This window comes from Nonomuraea sp. NPDC059023 (genome assembly GCF_042740095.1).
Lineage (GTDB): Bacteria > Actinomycetota > Actinomycetes > Streptosporangiales > Streptosporangiaceae > Nonomuraea.
In genome coordinates, this window is sequence record NZ_JBHYIO010000003.1 from 307,487 (window position 1) to 322,268 (window position 14,782).

The 14,782-nt window shown below is 72.9% G+C and carries 15 protein-coding genes and 1 riboswitch; of the genes, 5 read left to right on the forward strand and 10 right to left on the reverse strand.

The annotated features are described in order from the left end of the window. The 6 genes from ACFWYW_RS07365 to ACFWYW_RS07390 form a co-directional block, all read right to left on the reverse strand. A complete protein-coding gene (locus ACFWYW_RS07365) occupies positions 1–792 on the reverse strand; it encodes a hypothetical protein (protein ID WP_379611628.1) in 792 nt (263 codons plus the stop codon). A 70-nt stretch (positions 793–862) separates the two neighbouring features. Next, positions 863–1,948, reverse strand: a complete 1,086-nt coding sequence (locus tag ACFWYW_RS07370; protein WP_379611627.1) for a glycosyltransferase family 4 protein — start codon at positions 1,946–1,948, stop codon at positions 863–865. Continuing rightward, positions 1,945–3,219, reverse strand: coding sequence for a M48 family metallopeptidase (locus ACFWYW_RS07375; protein ID WP_379611626.1), 1,275 nt, complete (start codon positions 3,217–3,219; stop codon positions 1,945–1,947). Before ACFWYW_RS07375 ends, ACFWYW_RS07370 begins: the two co-directional genes overlap by 4 nt. Further along, on the reverse strand, positions 3,216–3,917 hold the full coding sequence (locus ACFWYW_RS07380; RefSeq protein WP_379611625.1) for a hypothetical protein: 702 nt from the start codon (positions 3,915–3,917) through the stop codon (positions 3,216–3,218). The genes ACFWYW_RS07375 and ACFWYW_RS07380 overlap by 4 nt, the downstream gene beginning before the upstream one ends. Positions 3,918–3,986: 69 nt before the next feature. Then, positions 3,987–4,463 (reverse strand): C40 family peptidase, encoded by a 477-nt coding sequence (locus ACFWYW_RS07385; protein WP_379611624.1) that lies wholly within the window; start codon positions 4,461–4,463, stop codon positions 3,987–3,989. Positions 4,464–4,527: 64 nt separating this feature from the next. Continuing rightward, positions 4,528–4,691, reverse strand: a riboswitch (cyclic di-AMP (ydaO/yuaA leader). A gap of 253 nt (positions 4,692–4,944) precedes the next feature. After that, positions 4,945–5,577, reverse strand: coding sequence for a class I SAM-dependent methyltransferase (locus tag ACFWYW_RS07390; RefSeq protein ID WP_379611623.1), 633 nt, complete (start codon positions 5,575–5,577; stop codon positions 4,945–4,947). A gap of 70 nt (positions 5,578–5,647) precedes the next feature. Here ACFWYW_RS07390 and ACFWYW_RS07395 point away from each other — a divergent pair, with 70 nt between their 5' ends. Next, positions 5,648–6,526, forward strand: a complete 879-nt coding sequence (locus tag ACFWYW_RS07395) for a LysR family transcriptional regulator (protein WP_379611622.1) — start codon at positions 5,648–5,650, stop codon at positions 6,524–6,526. A 14-nt stretch (positions 6,527–6,540) separates the two neighbouring features. On the opposite strand, the gene ACFWYW_RS07400 is transcribed toward ACFWYW_RS07395, so the two are convergent. Both ACFWYW_RS07400 and ACFWYW_RS07405 read right to left on the reverse strand, forming a co-directional pair. Continuing rightward, a complete protein-coding gene (locus ACFWYW_RS07400; RefSeq protein ID WP_379611621.1) occupies positions 6,541–7,494 on the reverse strand; it encodes an NlpC/P60 family protein in 954 nt (317 codons plus the stop codon). Positions 7,495–7,998: 504 nt separating this feature from the next. After that, positions 7,999–9,321: an NYN domain-containing protein gene (locus ACFWYW_RS07405; RefSeq protein WP_379611619.1), complete on the reverse strand. Its 1,323-nt coding sequence runs from the start codon at positions 9,319–9,321 to the stop codon at positions 7,999–8,001. A gap of 134 nt (positions 9,322–9,455) precedes the next feature. Between ACFWYW_RS07405 and ACFWYW_RS07410 the strand changes: the two genes are divergently transcribed. Continuing rightward, the gene (locus ACFWYW_RS07410) at positions 9,456–10,535 is read left to right on the forward strand and encodes a phosphotransferase family protein (protein ID WP_379611618.1); all 1,080 of its coding nucleotides are present in this window, start codon (positions 9,456–9,458) and stop codon (positions 10,533–10,535) included. Here the strand turns inward: ACFWYW_RS07410 and ACFWYW_RS07415 are convergent. Continuing rightward, positions 10,517–11,176: a response regulator gene (locus tag ACFWYW_RS07415; protein WP_379611617.1), complete on the reverse strand. Its 660-nt coding sequence runs from the start codon at positions 11,174–11,176 to the stop codon at positions 10,517–10,519. The genes ACFWYW_RS07410 and ACFWYW_RS07415 overlap by 19 nt on opposite strands. Continuing rightward, positions 11,173–12,375, reverse strand: a complete 1,203-nt coding sequence (locus ACFWYW_RS07420) for a sensor histidine kinase (protein WP_379611616.1) — start codon at positions 12,373–12,375, stop codon at positions 11,173–11,175. Before ACFWYW_RS07420 ends, ACFWYW_RS07415 begins: the two co-directional genes overlap by 4 nt. A gap of 111 nt (positions 12,376–12,486) precedes the next feature. Here ACFWYW_RS07420 and ACFWYW_RS07425 point away from each other — a divergent pair, with 111 nt between their 5' ends. Genes ACFWYW_RS07425 through ACFWYW_RS07435 form a run of 3 tightly spaced genes read left to right on the forward strand, consistent with a single transcriptional unit; the run spans position 12,487 to position 14,724 of the window. Further along, complete coding sequence (locus ACFWYW_RS07425; protein ID WP_379611615.1) at positions 12,487–12,708, forward strand: hypothetical protein; 222 nt, start codon at positions 12,487–12,489, stop codon at positions 12,706–12,708. 1 nt (position 12,709) lies between these two features. Continuing rightward, positions 12,710–13,201: a PH domain-containing protein gene (locus ACFWYW_RS07430; protein WP_379611614.1), complete on the forward strand. Its 492-nt coding sequence runs from the start codon at positions 12,710–12,712 to the stop codon at positions 13,199–13,201. Then, entirely contained in the window at positions 13,198–14,724 is a 1,527-nt protein-coding gene (locus ACFWYW_RS07435; RefSeq protein WP_379611612.1) for a PH domain-containing protein, read from the forward strand. The genes ACFWYW_RS07430 and ACFWYW_RS07435 overlap by 4 nt, the downstream gene beginning before the upstream one ends. Positions 14,725–14,782: the final 58 nt, after the last annotated feature.

Genomic DNA, 14,782 nt, shown 5'->3' on the forward strand with positions numbered 1-14,782 from the left:
TTAGCGGGCCCAGCCGGTGATGCGCTGGCCGGGGAAGCCGGAGGGCGGGGCCGCCGGTTGGCCGGAGACGGCCTGGCTCAGGGCACGGACCATCCAGGCGTTCACCGACATGCCCGCCTGGCCCGCGACCTGTTCGATGCGGGACTTCAGCGGCTCGGGCAGGCGCAGGGTCATCCTGGCGGTTCCGGCGTCGCCGTCGCCAGGGCCGGGCGGCTCGGGGGGCGAAGGCGGGACCGGGGGTGTGGGGGGCATGGGCGGGGTCGGGCCGGGCCACGCGGCGTCGGGCCAGCCGGGCGGTCCGGGCGGGCCGTAGCCACCAGGCCCGTGGCCACCACCAGGCCCGTAGCCACCGGCGCCGTAGCCACCACCGGGGCCGTAGCCACCACCGGGGCCGGAGCCACCGGGACCGTAGGCACCAGGGCCATAGGCACCGGCACCGTAGGCACCAGGACCGTAAGCGCCCGGACCTTGGCCACCGGTGCCGGGGTCGCCTGGACCGTAGGCGCCCGGGGCCTGGCCGGGGGCGACGCCCCAGTTCGGGTCGGGGCCGGGTGGGACGGTGACCACCAGCTCCGGCTCCCTGCCGCGGATCCGCAGCTCGACGAGGCCGGGCTCGATCTGGCTGGTCACCGACTCCGCCGCGTCCGACAGCACCTCCAGCAGCGTCAGCCGCACGGAGGACTCCAGCGCCGAGGTCAGCGACTCGGCCGCGGCCCGCATGTCCGCGCCGCCCACGTCGGCGGCGGCGGTGAGCTCCCTGCGGAGGGTGTCGATGTGGGGCGTCAGGTCCATGACGTCATCATGACATCAGAATGCTGTCATGGCAAGCCACAGGCTGACACAGAAGAGCATCACCCCGACGTCACCCGGAGAGAATGTCGCGGAAACGCCTCGCCACCAGCTCCCACGACCAAGCGGACGTGATCCACTCGCGCCCCAGCGCCCCCATCTTCCCCGCCCGCTCCCGATCCTCCAGCAGCTCGACCAGCGCCTGAGCGACCGCGCCGACCGACCCGCCGTCCACGACCAGCCCGGTCTCCCCTTGGCGTACGGCATCCGGCGCCCCGCCGGAGGCCCCCGCCACCACGGGCAACCCGCTGGCCGACGCCTCCAGGAAGACGATTCCGAGCCCCTCCACGTCCGCCCCCCGCAACCGCGTACGGCAGGGCATGGCGAAGACGTCACCGGCCGCGTAGTACCCCGGCAGGCTCTCCCCCGGCACCGCCCCGGCGAACACCACCGACCGGGTCCGGGCCGCCAGCCGTTCCAGGCGGCGCCGGTCCGGCCCGTCCCCCACCAGCAGCAGCACCGCGTCCGGCACCGCCCGCAACACCCTGGGCCAGGCCTTGATCAGCTGGTCCTGCCCCTTGCGCCGCACCAGCCGGGACACGCACACGACCACCGGCCCCCCGAAGGAGCCCGCGGGCGCCACGCCGGGATGGAAGGCCGCCGTGTCGACGCCGGGCGCCAGCCGTACCAGCTTGGCCGCGGGAACGACCCCGGCGAGCCGCGCGCGCGTGTACTCCCCTAGGTAGGTCACCACGTCGGCGTGCGCGCCGATGCGACGCAGCACGCCGCGCAGGAGCGGCGTGCTCGCCCAGGACGCCTCGTGGCCGTGCGTCAGCATCACCACCCGCCGCGCCCCCGCCGCGCGCAGGCGGGGCGCGAGCAGCCCCAGAGGGGCCGCGGCGCCGAAGACCACGGTGTCGGCGCCGAGGCGGGTCACGAGCCGGGCGGCCCGCCGCGCGACGCCGGGCGTGGGCAGCATGAGCGAGGTGGGGTGCCGGACGATCGGGTACGGCTGCCGCCGGTCGAACTCGGCGCTGCCCGCCCAGGCGGGCGCGTAGACGACGGCCCCGGGTGTGCGCACCGCCAGCCCGTGCACGAACGACTGGATGCCACCCTGACGTGGCGGGAAGTCGTTCGTGACGATGAGGACGCGCCTCACGGCTCCGGGACGCCGTTCAGCAGCGCCCAGGAGCGGGCCATGGCGATGCGCTGCGGCGCGGTGGGGTGGGAGGCGTACAGGACGTACTCGACGGCGTCCGGCGCGAGGTCGGAGATGTTGGTCGTGGCCAGCCGCTTCTGCATGGCCGTGAACGTCGCCGGGTCGCGGGTGAGGTCGAGGGCGTGGGCGTCGGCGCGGGCCTCGACGTGGCGGCTGACGACGTTCTGGGCGGGCCCCGACAGCACGGTGGCCAGGCTCATCAGGCCCATGACGGCGCCCACGGCCAGGGGTTCGGTGATGGCGGTGACGCGGGCGCGCCGCCGTACCAGCGGGAAGAACGCGAACAGCAGGGCGGCGCCGAACGCGGCGCCCAGCGCGCCGATGAGCGTGCCGTTGAGAACGTCGTCGTACTTGGCGTGGCCGAGTTCGTGGGCGACGACGAGTTCGACGTCCCGCTCCGGCGCCTTGAGCAGCGTGTCGTAGACGACGATGCGGCGGGTGGCGCCGAAGCCGGAGACGTAGGCGTTGAGCGCGGTCGTGCGGCGGGAGGCGTCGGCGACGAGCACGTCCTCGACCGGTACGCCGTCGCGCTCGGCCATGGCCAGCAGGCCGGTACGCAACTGGGACGGCGGCATGGGCCGGAAGTCGTTGAACAGCGGCTCGAAGACGACCGGATACACGAACGAGGCGGCGACGGTCAGCGCGGCTGCGCCCACGGCCGCTGGCACCCACCAGCGCCGGAACCTGCGCGCCAGGCCCACCAGTGCCACGATCATGATGGACAGCAGCACGACCCGGACCGCGATGTTCTTCAGCCGGTCGCCGCTCCAGCCCGCCCAGTCCTGCGTGGACAGGCCGAACTCGCGCAGCCGTACCTCGAACCACATTCCGAGCGGCCAGCGCACGACCTCGACCAGCACCGTGAGCAGCAGGACGCCCAGCAGGACCCGCAGCCACCACGGGCCCTTGAGCCGCCCGAGGACTTTCGCGCCGAGCGGCGTGGCGACCAGCAGCCCGGCGAACAGGATCGTGAGCCCGAACGACAGGTACGACGGCACGCTGGTCGCCGCGTCGAACGCCTGCGACCTGGCGATCTCGGCGGCGGAGAAGTCGCGGGCCGGATCGGGGGCGACCTGGGGCGCTCCCGGCGGCAGCGCCCGCCACGGCGTGGTGAACGCGGCGACCGCGACCACGACGGCGCCGAGCACGACGGCGGCGATCCCGGCCTGCCGCCGTATCCGCGCGGGGGCCTTGTCCCGCTGATCGGTCACTCGAGTTCCTCCCGTAGATAGGCGCGCCATCCGGCGACGAGCTCGCCGGACGGCAGGGGCAGGGCCCGTTCCACGCCCAGCCGCCGCGCGTCGCGGTAGAGCCTCACCAGCCTGTCCTCGCCGAAGCGCGCGGCCAGGAAGCGACACGCCAGCCAGGCCTCCTGGTAGGACTGTGCCAGCCGCGCGGCCCCGGGCGCGAACGCGTCAGCCCCGGGCAGTTTCCCGGGCACCCGTCCGGCACGTACCTCGGTGGCGAGTTCGGCCGCCGCCACGGGCACGGCCAGGCCCGCGTCCTTGTAGGCCACGTAGTCGGCGAACCCCTCGTACAGCCAGACCGGCAGCCCGCCGGTGCCGGCGGCGACGTGAGTCAGCTCGTGGGCGAGGACGACGTCGCGTCCGGTGGGGTTGAGTTTGGCGTAGTTCTCCGGGATCACGATGACCCTGCCGTCGTGGGCGATCGCGGCCAGGCCCTCGACCGAGCCCACGCCCGCGGTCCGCGCCGCGTGTGCCGCGTTCTCGGCGAGTTCGACGCTGGGCCGTACCGGCTGCCCGAGGATCGCCGCGACGCGCGCCGCCGCCCGCTCGGCGCGCCGCTGAAGGTCGCCGCGGTCCGCTCCCGCGTCAGGAGCCCGCTCGGGGGCGCAGCCCAGCGCGAAGACCAGGAGGGCCGCGAGCGCGGCGCGACGGCTCACGACCACGGCCCTGATGGTAGCCGGACGCGCGAAGGCCCCGTCCCGGGAGGGGACGGGGCCTTTCGGTCCGGACGACTACAGACCGGGCCGGACGGCTCCCGCGAAGGACGACTTGCGCCATCCGCTGAGCCGCTCGATGCGCACCCGCTTGCCGGAACTCGGCGAGTGGACCATCTTGCCGTTGCCGACGTACATGCCGACGTGGCCTCGACCGCGGAAGAACAGCAGGTCACCCGGCTGCAGAGACTTCCACGAGATCTTCTTCTTGATGCGCGCGTACTGGCTGTGCGTCACGCGGGGGATCTTGACTCCGGCCTTCTTCCAGGCGAACTGGACGAGACCGGAGCAGTCGAAGGCGCCGGGTCCCGTTCCGCCGTAGCGGTACGGGTCGCCGATCTGCGCCCTTGCCGCGGAGACGGCCTTGCGGGCCTTGCTCTTCTGCCGGGCAGTCGTCGACTGCGTCGCCGTCTTGGCCGAGGTGGTGGTCTTGGCCGTGGTCGCCGCCTGGGCCGCCGGGGCATGGAGGGCGAACCCTCCGGCCGTCACGGTCATGGCGAGCGCCGCGCCACCGAGAACAAGACGGGGGTTGTGCAGGGAGGTAGACAGGATTTCTCCTTGGTTCTTCCACGAACGCCTACCGGGTTAGCTGACGGATTCGGGCCTGGAAGTCGCCCTACGGCACGCTGAACGCGCCGATTCACCCCTTGATCCCGGGGGAATGGGATCGGTGGTTCCCCGGCTCCGTGCCTCCTGGCTGCACGGACTCGGCAGGTCGCGGCCCCTTGTCGGACGGGGGCGACCGGCGGATCTCTATGGGTCCTCATCGAGCCCGGACGGGGCCGATGCCGGTTCGCGGCGCCATGGCTTGTTCGCCGCGACGCCAGAACGTACTCCCGGGTTCATGACCCGGCAAAGTCCTGGCAAAGCTGTAAAGATCAGATAAAGGACCCTGTCAGGACGGGAACTCCTGCTGGACAGCGGGGTCCCGTTACTCAAATGTGACCCTCCTCACACTTGGAGCTCCAGGGGTGAGTCAGGTCCCTTCCGCCCCTCCTGTCACACGCGTCACAGCGGTCAGCCGGAAGCCGGTCGGCGTGTGCCGTACCTCTTCGATCTCCTTCAGCCGCGCGGCGTGCTCGCCGCCGAGATAGCGGAAGAGGTACGGCACGCGCCGCGTCCGCCGGATCTCGAACCGGGCGGCGATGGCGTCGAGCATGTCCCCCGCGGGCGAATGATCGACGTGCGCCTCGCGCCAGCGGGTCACCGGGTCGCGCTCGGGCCCGTCGAAGCGGCCGAGCAGGGTTCCGGCGTCGTAGAACCAGGTGGCGGCGGCCTCGTCGGCCCAGTCCCAGGCGAACTCGTCCACCACGAGCAGCCCGCCCGGCTTCAGGAGCGCGGCCGCCCGGTCGAGTGCGGCCCCCAGCGGGTGCATGTGGTGCAGCGACAGTGACAGCACGATGACGTCGAACGGGTCGTCCTCGTAGAGCGTCAGGTCGGCGCGCTTCGCGGGCACGCCCGCCGCGAGCGCCGCGGACGGGTCGAGGTCGATGGCGGTGACGTCGTGGCCGCGCGCGATCAGCGCGCCGGCCAGCGCGCCGTCGCCGCAACCGGCGTCGAGAACGCGGGCGGGAGCCGCGGGCAGCGCGGAGAGAATCCAGGTGTCCATGCCCCGATCGTGCTGCGCGCGAGCCATGCGTACCACTGCGGGTTCGGCATGAAAGGCATAAGCTCCATGCATGCTTGACGTCTGGTCGCTGAAGGTGCTGTCAGAGGTGGGGCGGCTCGGATCGTTCTCGGCGGCGGCCGAGGCGCTGTCCATGACCCAGCCGGCCGTCTCCCGGCAGATCGCCGCGCTGGAGCGCCGGGCGGGGGTGCTGCTGTTCCACCGCCTGCCGCGCGGCGTACGGCCCACCGGCGCCGGGCAGGCCGCGCTGGAGCAGGCCGCGCACGTGCTCGACGGGATCGCGCTGCTGGAGACCCGGCTGGCCGCGCACGCGTCGGGCGAGCGGGGGCGGGTGCGCGTACAGGCCTTCCCGAGCGCCGCCACCGCGTTCGTGCCCGAGTGCTTCCGCGTCTTCGCCGCCCGCCACCCGGCGGTCGAGCTGTCCCTGACCGTCGGCGGCGGCGCGTCCGCCGTCCTCGCCGGAGAGGCCGACCTCGCGCTGGTCACCTCGTGGGACCCCGCGCCCGCCGGCCTGGACCTGGTGCCGCTGCTCGACGACGAACTACTGGTCGCGCTGCCGGAAGGTCACCCGCTGGCGGCCGGGGAGAGCGTGCGGCTGCGCGCTCTGGCCGGGCAGGCGTGGATCGACGGCAGCCACCCCGACTGCCTCGGGCCGCTGTCGGAGCTCGCCGCGGCGCTGGGGGCGCCGCCGCGCGTCAGCCACCTGTGCGACGACTGGAACGGGCGCCAGGGGCTCGTGGCGGCGGGCGTCGGGGTGATGGTGTTCCCGTCGATCGCGGGCGGCGCGGCCCTGCGCCCGGACATCAGGCTCCTGCGTCCCGAGCCCGCCCTGCCCGCGCGCCGCGTCTTCGCCGCCGTCCTGCCCGCGCCCGGCCGCTCACCGGCCGTGGAGGAGCTTCTGCGGACCATGCTCGGGTACGGCGGGCCGTAACGCCGGCCGGGGCCTCAGGGCCGGATCGCGCCCACGACGCGCCTGCCGTACGAGGAGAACTTGACGACCTTGATGACGTCACCCGTCTGGGGCGCGTGCACGATGTTGCCGTTGCCCGCGTAGATGGTGACGTGGCCGAGGCCCTCGCTGAAGATCAGGTCACCGGGGCGCAGCGCGTCGAGCGAGACCCGGCGCTTGGCCCCCCACGCCCACTGCTGCCAGGTCGTCCGCGGCAGCGAGACGCCGGCCGCCCGCCAGGAGGCCTGGGTGAAGCCCGAGCAGTCGTACCCGCGCGGACCGGTGCCGCCATAGATGTACGGCTTGCCGACCTGCCCGAACGCGAACTTCAGCACCGCCGCCGCGTTCCCGGTGGCCGGGCCCGTGTACTTGATGCCGGTGCTGTTGGGATCGCCGGTCTTGTACGCCCCGAGCTCGCGCAGGAGCTTCTTCTGCTCCTGGATCAGCTTGAGGATCTCGGCCCGTTCCTTCTCGACCTCGTCGCGTTCCTTGTCGGCCGCGACCAGCGCGTCCTGGGCCAGGTCGCGCTCGGTCTTGAGGCCCTTGTTCTCCCGGTCGAACGCGGCCAGCTTCTCCGCCCGCTCGGCCTGGAGCTGGCCGGTGAGGGCCATGCCGTTGAGCATGCTCATGGGGTCGCCCTCGCCCATCATCGCCGGCCACGAGGTCACGTCGGCGCCGAGCTGGTAGTCGTTGACCGCCATGGTGATGACCTGGACCCGCAGGCGGGCGACGGTGGCCAGCTTGTCCTTGTAGGAGGAGTTGAGCCGGCCGTACTTCTTCTTCGCCGTCTTGTGCCGCTCGGTGGCGGTGTTGAAGCGCTCGACGACGTGGTCGGCCTTGTTGTTGAGGCGGGAGAGCTTCGCCTTGGCCTGTTTGATCGTGGGCTTGGGATCAGCCACGGCCACGCCGACCGGCGACGCCAGCAGCCCGATCGCCAGACCAGTCGCCAACGAAACCCGGCCAAACCTCACAGCGTCGCCTCCCAGTGATCACACCTGGGGGCAAATAGTACAGAAGTGCTGGGTGTGTTCTCAGCCTTTAGCCTGATTTGTAACCCACACCCCACCCTTCCCACCTCCCCCACCCACCACCAGGCACAACAACGGGCGGCCCCACCGCGCGACCGGCCGCCGTCCGGATGCCCGGGACCGCTGGGAGTGCCCGTCGAGCGGCCGGCCGCGCCGATGGGCGCAGATCGGAAGGTACGCCCGGCCGGGGCGCCCGCGCACCCCGGCAGACCAATCCGGTCTGACACCCCCGGCCGCCCCCACCCCAGAGCTCCAAACCCCAAAACCAAGGCGCAAGACACAGGCGTCACGTGACCCCGGCAAGAACCCCGAAACCCGGAACGCGAGGACGAGGAGCACTGCGCCGAGCACAGGCCGACGGGCGGAGCCCAAAGCCCGGAGCGCGAGGGCGCGAGGGCGCGAGGGCGCGAGCGGCTTTGGGAGGGGTCAGACGCGGCCGAGGCGGCGCAGGATCAGGGCGGAGGGGACGGGGCGGGCGCCCATGCGGCGGACCGACTCGGCCACCTCACGGTCCGACGACACCACGGCTATGGCGCGGCCCGGTGGCTCGGCGCGGACCAGCTGGCGGATCACGTCGTCGGCGATCTCGCCCGGGGCGCTGAACAGGACGCGGACCCCCCGCGGAGCCACCACCTGCACGGGCGAGTTGAGTTCGGCGCCGTCGAAGACCACCGTGACCTCCACCCGGGTCTGGGCGACCAGCCCGCCGAGGCCGGTCATCAGGCGGGCCCGCTGGTCGGCGAGGGTGAAGTTGCCGTAGCCGGTCTTGGTCACGTTGTAGCCGTCGATGATCAGATGCACCTGCGGCAACGCCAGCAACTGGTCGAGCAGCTGCGGATCGTCGTCGGCCAGGGCACGCGCCGGTACGCCCCGCACCCCGGGGGCGCCGGGCGACACCGCGGCCACCGAGTCGGCGGGGCGGCTGATGGTGGTCGGCAGGGCCAGTTCCCTGCGCAGTCCGGCCGACGCGTCCTGCAGCGCGTCGAGCAGCACCCTGATGCGGGCGTCCTCGATGCTCCGGCCCTCGCGCGCGGCCCGGCGGGAGGCCTCCAGCTGCTTCTCCACGTCGCTCAGCCGCTCACGCACCCGGCGCAGTTCGGCCTCGCCCGCGCTGCCCGCGGCCGTGGCGGCCGTCTTCACCTCGACGGCGGCCTGCTCCACGGCGGTCACGCGCTGCTCCGCCGCCTTGGCGCGCTCGCGGGCCTCGTGGAGTTTGCGGCGCAGGTCCGAGTTCTCGGCGCGGGCGGTCTTGAGCTGCTCGCGCAGCCGGTCGGACTCCTCCTTGGCGGCGGTCTTCGCCCCGGCGAGTTGTTCGCGCAGCCGTACGACCTGCTGCTCCTGCGCCGACCCTTCGGCCGCGACGGCGGACTGCTCCAGGTCGGCCCGCGCCATCTCCACCATCTCCGCCCAGCCGGGCGGGCGGGTGAGGTAGGCGGCGGCGGCCACCAGCACGGGGTCGGCGGCGGGCGGCACGTTGCCCTCGGCCAGCGCGGCGACGAGCTCGGGCCAGCCGGCCGCGACCGACTCGGCCACGGCCTCGCGGAACTCCTTGTCGCTCTCCAGCTGAGCGGCGATGGGCGCGCTGCCGAGCTTCGCGCGCTTGCGCGGATCGAACCTGGCGATCCCGCGCAGCGGCGGAGGCACGATGGCGGCCGGCATCGACCCCAGGACCTGCGCCGCGAGGTCGACGACGTTCAGTCTTACCTGCTCAGGGAGCGGGCGAGACAGGCCTTCACCGGCTGAACTCATCCCGTTGTGTCCCTTCGCGCCTTGCTCTTTCAGTCAAGGGTACGGCTGCCGCGTACCTAACCGTAACTGTGCGTTGCATCTGGACAAGCGCTTGGTTGGCGGTATACGACTGTGCCAGGCCAGGGAGGTCCAGGGTGACGGAGCAGATGCGTACCTCCACGCGTGACCTGGAGGAACTGCACGATCGGGTGTCCGCGTGGCTCGGGGCCAAGCTCGGCCGGGCCGTACCGGTGTCGGGGCTGGAGCGTCCTTCGGGCAACGGAATGTCCAGCGAAACGTTATTTTTCACAGCACAATGGGCCGAAAAGCCCACACGGTGCGTCGCTCGCATGGCGCCCACCGCCGAGGCGGTGCCCGTCTTCCCCGCCTACGATCTCGGCGCCCAGTTCGAGGTCATGCGGCTGGTCCGCGAGCGCGCGGGGGTGCCGGCGCCCCGGGCGCTGTGGTTCGAGCCGGACCCGGCGCCGCTCGGCATGCCGTTCTTCGTGATGGAACGCGAAGAGGGGCTGGTCCCGCCCGACGTCATGCCGTACACCTGCGAGGGCTGGCTGCTGGAGGCCGACTCCGAGAGGGCGCGGACGCTTCAGGACGAGACCGTGGCCATCCTGGCGGCGGTGCACGAGGCGCCCATCCGCCCCGCCGAACTGGCCTTCCTCGGCGCCGCCGGGCTGCGGGCGCACGTGGAGGACCAGCGCGCCTACTACGCCTGGGCGCACGGCAGGCGCCGCATCCCCGTGCTGGAACGCGCCTTCGACTGGCTGGAGGCGCACTGGCCGAAGGACCCCGGCCCCGACGTGCTGACCTGGGGCGACGCCCGGCCGGGCAACGTGATGTACCGGGACTTCCGCCCGGTGGCCGTGCTGGACTGGGAGATGGCCGCCGCGGCCCCGCGAGAGCTGGACCTCGGCTGGATGATCTTCCTGCACCGCTTCTTCCAGGACATCGCCGAGATGCTGGAACTGCCCGGCATGCCAGACTTCATGCGCCGCGACGACGTCTGCCGGAAATATCAGGAACTAACCGGCTACGAGCCCCGCGACATGGACTTCTACGAGATGTACGCCGCCCTCCGGCACGGCATCATCATGGCCCGCGTCTGGCAGCGGCGCATCCACTTCGGCGAGCAGGCCGACCCCGAGGACCCCGACGACCTGGTCATGCACCGCGCCGCCATCGAGCGGATACTCGCCGGGGATCAGGGGCCCGCGTCGTAGACGGTCAGCGCGATCTGGACCCGGTTGTTCAGCTCCAGCTTGGTGAGGATGCGCGACACGTGCGCCTTCACCGTGGCCACGCTCATGTAGAGCTCCGCCCCGATCTCCGCGTTGGACCTGCCCTGCCCCACCGCGACGGCCACCTCCCGCTCGCGCTCGCTCAGCCGCGCCAGCAGGACCCGCGCCCGGTCGGTACGCTGCCCCACGCCCCCGTCGGACACATGCGAGATGAGCTGCCGGGTGACCACCGGCGACAGGATCGGCTCCCCGGCCGCCACCTTGCGGATCGCCGACACCAGGTCGCCGGGCGGGATGTCCTTCAGCAGGAACCCGGCGGCCCCGGCCCGCAGCGCCCGCAGCACCTGGGCGTCGGCGTGGAAGGTGGTCAGCACCACCACCTCCGGCGGCGACGCGGTGGCCCGCAGGGCCTCGGTGGCGGCCAGGCCGTCGACGCCGGGCATGCGGATGTCCATGAGCACCACGTCGGGCCGGTGCTCGGCCACGCTCGGCGGCACCTGCGCGCCGTCGGCCGCCTCGCCCACGATCTCGATGTCGCCCGCCCCCGAAAGGATCATCGAGAGCCCCGCTCTGACCAGGGCGTCGTCGTCGACGATCAGGACGCGGATCGGTGCGGTGGTCATGTCGTCCACGGTAGCCATGCCTTCACCAGAAAATCCCCATCGGGTCGCGGGCCGTGCTCCAGACGGCCGCCGGACAGTTCCGCGCGCTCGGTCAGGCCGATCAGCCCGGCCCCCGCGCCGGGGATGCGCGGGCCGAGCCGTACCCCGACCGGATTGCGCACCTCCACCGTGAGGCCGTCGCCGGGACCGCCCGAGACCCGCACCGTCACCGGCGCGCCGGCGGCGTGCTTGCGGGCGTTGGTGAGCGCCTCCTGGACGATGCGGTAGGCGTTGCGGCCCAGCGCGTCGGGGACGCCCTCCCGGTCGGGAAGGATCAGCGCGACGTCCATGCCGGCCTGGCGGCACTCGGTGACCAGGGCGTTGAGGTCGGCGAGCGTGGGCTGTGGGCGGTCGGGGACGGGGTCGTCGCCCGCGGCGTGGCGCAGCACACCGATCACGCCGCGCAGGTCCTGCAGGGCTTGGTGGGCGCTCTCGCGGATGGCGCCGGCCGCCTTGGCGATCTCGGCGGGCTTGGCGTCGGGGCGGAACTCCAGCGCGCCCGCGTGCAGGCTCAGGATCGACAGGCGGTGGGCGAGCACGTCGTGCATCTCCCTGGCGATGCGCTCGCGTTCGAGATGCTTGGCCTGCTCGGCCGCGGTGTCGGCCTGGACGCGCAGCGACCAGACGAGCTGCCGCCTGGCGCGCACCACCAGCCCCCACGCGAACAGCACGGTCACGATCGAGGCGCCGAGCATGAAGTTGCCCCAGAAGCCGAGGTCGGGGCTGGGCCGGAAGTAGGCGAAGGGGAAGAGCGTGACGAGGTTCGCCAGCGCCACCGGACCGGAGATCTTGAACGGCCGGTGCACGGCCACGGTGAAGAGCGCCACCGCTGAGGCCCCGCCCACCAGCACGAGCCCGGTCGACAGCAGGGTGAGCGCCAGCGCCAGCGTGACCGGCCAGCGCCGCCGCAGCCACAGCGCCGCGCACGCCAGCGCGCCGAGCACCTGCTCAGTGGCCTGGAGCGGCTCGGGAAGCCGGCTGATCTCGGGCAGGGTGAGCAGCGTGAGGCCGCAGGCCAGCACGAACATGAGCGTGTCGACGATCCAGTCGCGCGTCGAGCGCTTGACCGGCCGCCCCTCCTCGCCGTCGCCGAGCAGGACCGAGGGCAGCGCCCATCGATATTCCTGCCCGGGTGCCCGGGCGACGTCCGACTCCTTCATCGTTTCCCGAGGTTAGAGCCTTCCTACGACAGAAAGACAGCGACCAAAGTCGATGTCTCGCTCAACCTACGGCCGAGGCGGCGTCAACGGGCGCGGGGCCAGGCTGGAGCCATGAGAGTGGTCCTCGAGATTGCCGGCTGGCTCCTCCTGCTGCAGGGGGCGGGCGGCGTGATCAATACCCTGTTCGGCTGGTGGAGCTGGGCGCACGACCTGCTGCTGGTCAACAGGCTGTCGTTCCTGAGCGGATACGAGGTGTTCGCCAGCATCGTCCTCGGCGTGCTCGGCGGCGCGCTCCTGGCCGCCACGAGCGCGGCCAAGAAGAGGGAGGCGTGAGATGAGCACGCTCGCCCTGCGCCCGCCGCGCCACCAGGCCGACCCGAGGGCCGTCTCCTGGTGGACGGTTCAGTCGCTGCTGCTGGCGGTGCCGATCGCCGCGGCCGCCGGGGCCGCGTATTGGTTCTTCTCCGACCGGCCGTTGTGGCTGGGGCTGGTGGTGGCCGCGTTCGTCCTGATCTGCCTGGTGCTGGCCCTGGTGGCGCCGCGTGCGTACTACCGGGTGCAGCGGTGGGAGGTCACCGACGACGCGGTCTACACCCGCCAGGGTTGGGTGACCCACACCTGGCGGGTGGCGCCGATGTCGCGCATCCAGACGGTCGACACCGCGCGGGGGCCGGTGCAACGGCTGTTCGGGCTGGCCGACGTCACGGTGACCACCGCCTCGGCCGCCGGCCACATCAAGATCGAGGCGCTCGACCACGAGCTCGCGGCGCGGCTCGCCGAGCGCCTGACCGCGATCACCCAGGCCACCCCGGGAGACGCCACATGACCACCGCGCAGGAGCAGGACGTGCTGCCCGAGCAGGACGGCTGGCGGAAGCTGGCGGGCAGGAGCGTGGCCGCCTCGACGGTGATGTCGGTGGCCATCATCGTGCCCGTGGTCGTGGTGCTCGGCCGGATCCTGCTCGGCCAGGACTGGTCGTTCGGCGCCGTGGCCGGCGTCGGCGCGCTCGCCGCCGTCGTCATCATGGCCGCCGTGGCGGTCTACGACGTGCTGCGCCTGCGCACCACCCGCTGGCGGCTGACGGGCGAGCGCCTGGAGCTGCGCTCGGGCATCGCCGAGCGCCGCCACCGGTCGGTGCCGCTCGAGCGCGTGCGCAGCGTGGACATCACCGCCGATCCGGTACGGCGGGCGTTCGGGCTGGCCGTGGTCAAGATCGGCACCGGGGAGCACACCGGCGAGACCAAGGAGCTGACCCTCGACCCGCTGGTCAGGCCGGAGGCGGAGGCGCTGCGCCGTACCCTGCTGGAGGGAGAGCGCCCGCAAGCGGAGACGGCGGGGCCCGACGCGGCGGTGGCGCGGCTGGACTGGGCCTGGATCAGGTACGCCCCGCTGAGCATCTGGACGTTCGTGGGCGGCGCGATCGTGGCCGGAGCGCTCTACAAGCTGCTCGACGTACTCGGCTTCGACCTGGTGAAGGAAGGCACGCTGAAGGAGGCGTGGTCGTGGGTACGGGAGCACCCGTGGCCGGCCGCGCTGGCCTTCGTGGGCGCCAACGCGTTCGTGGGCGTCGTGGGGGCGCTGGGGCTCTTCGCCGAGACGTGGGGACGCTACCGGCTGGAGCGCGAGCCCGGACGGCTGCGCCTGCACCGCGGCCTGCTGACCACCCGCTCGCTGACGCTGGAGGAGCGGCGGCTGCGCGGCGTGGAGGTGGCGGAGCCGCTGCTGCTGAGGCTGGGCGGCGGCGCCAAGGTGAAGGCCGTGGCCACGGGCCTGCGCAAGGCCGAGGAGAACGAGACCGAGGACGTGGCGGCGCTCACCCCGCCCATGCCGCGCGAACTGGCCTGGCAGGTGGCCTCGGCCGTCTACGGCGCGCTCCCCGGCGAGCAGCACCCGGTGCTGCTGCGTCACCCGCGCGCGGCCAGGCTCAGGCGGCTGCGCTGGGCCGTGGCGTACGTGGTGGTGCTGGCCGCCGCTGTGGGCGTCCTGGACGCGGTGTTCGCGTGGGTGCCGGTCTGGGCCTGGGCGGCGCCGGTCGCGGCCCTGCCGGTGGCGCTGGGGCTCGCGGTGGACGCGTACCGGGGGCTGGGGCACGGGCTGGGGCCCAGGCACCTGCTCACCCGGTCGGGTTCGGCGCTGCGCAGCACGGTGGCGCTGGACCGCTCGGGCATCGTGGGGTGGACGGTACGCCAGTCGTTCTTCCAGCGCCGGGCCGGGCTGCTGACGGTCTCGGCGACCACGGCGGCGGGCAAGGGCCACTACGACGTCCTGGACGTCGCCCAGGACGAGGGCCTGCGCACGGCGTCCGTCGCGGTGCCGGGGCTGCTGGAGCCCTTCGTCGTCAGGCGATGAGACGAGTCACGCTTTGCCCAGGCCCCTGTGCTGGGCAAAGCGTGACTTTTGACTGACA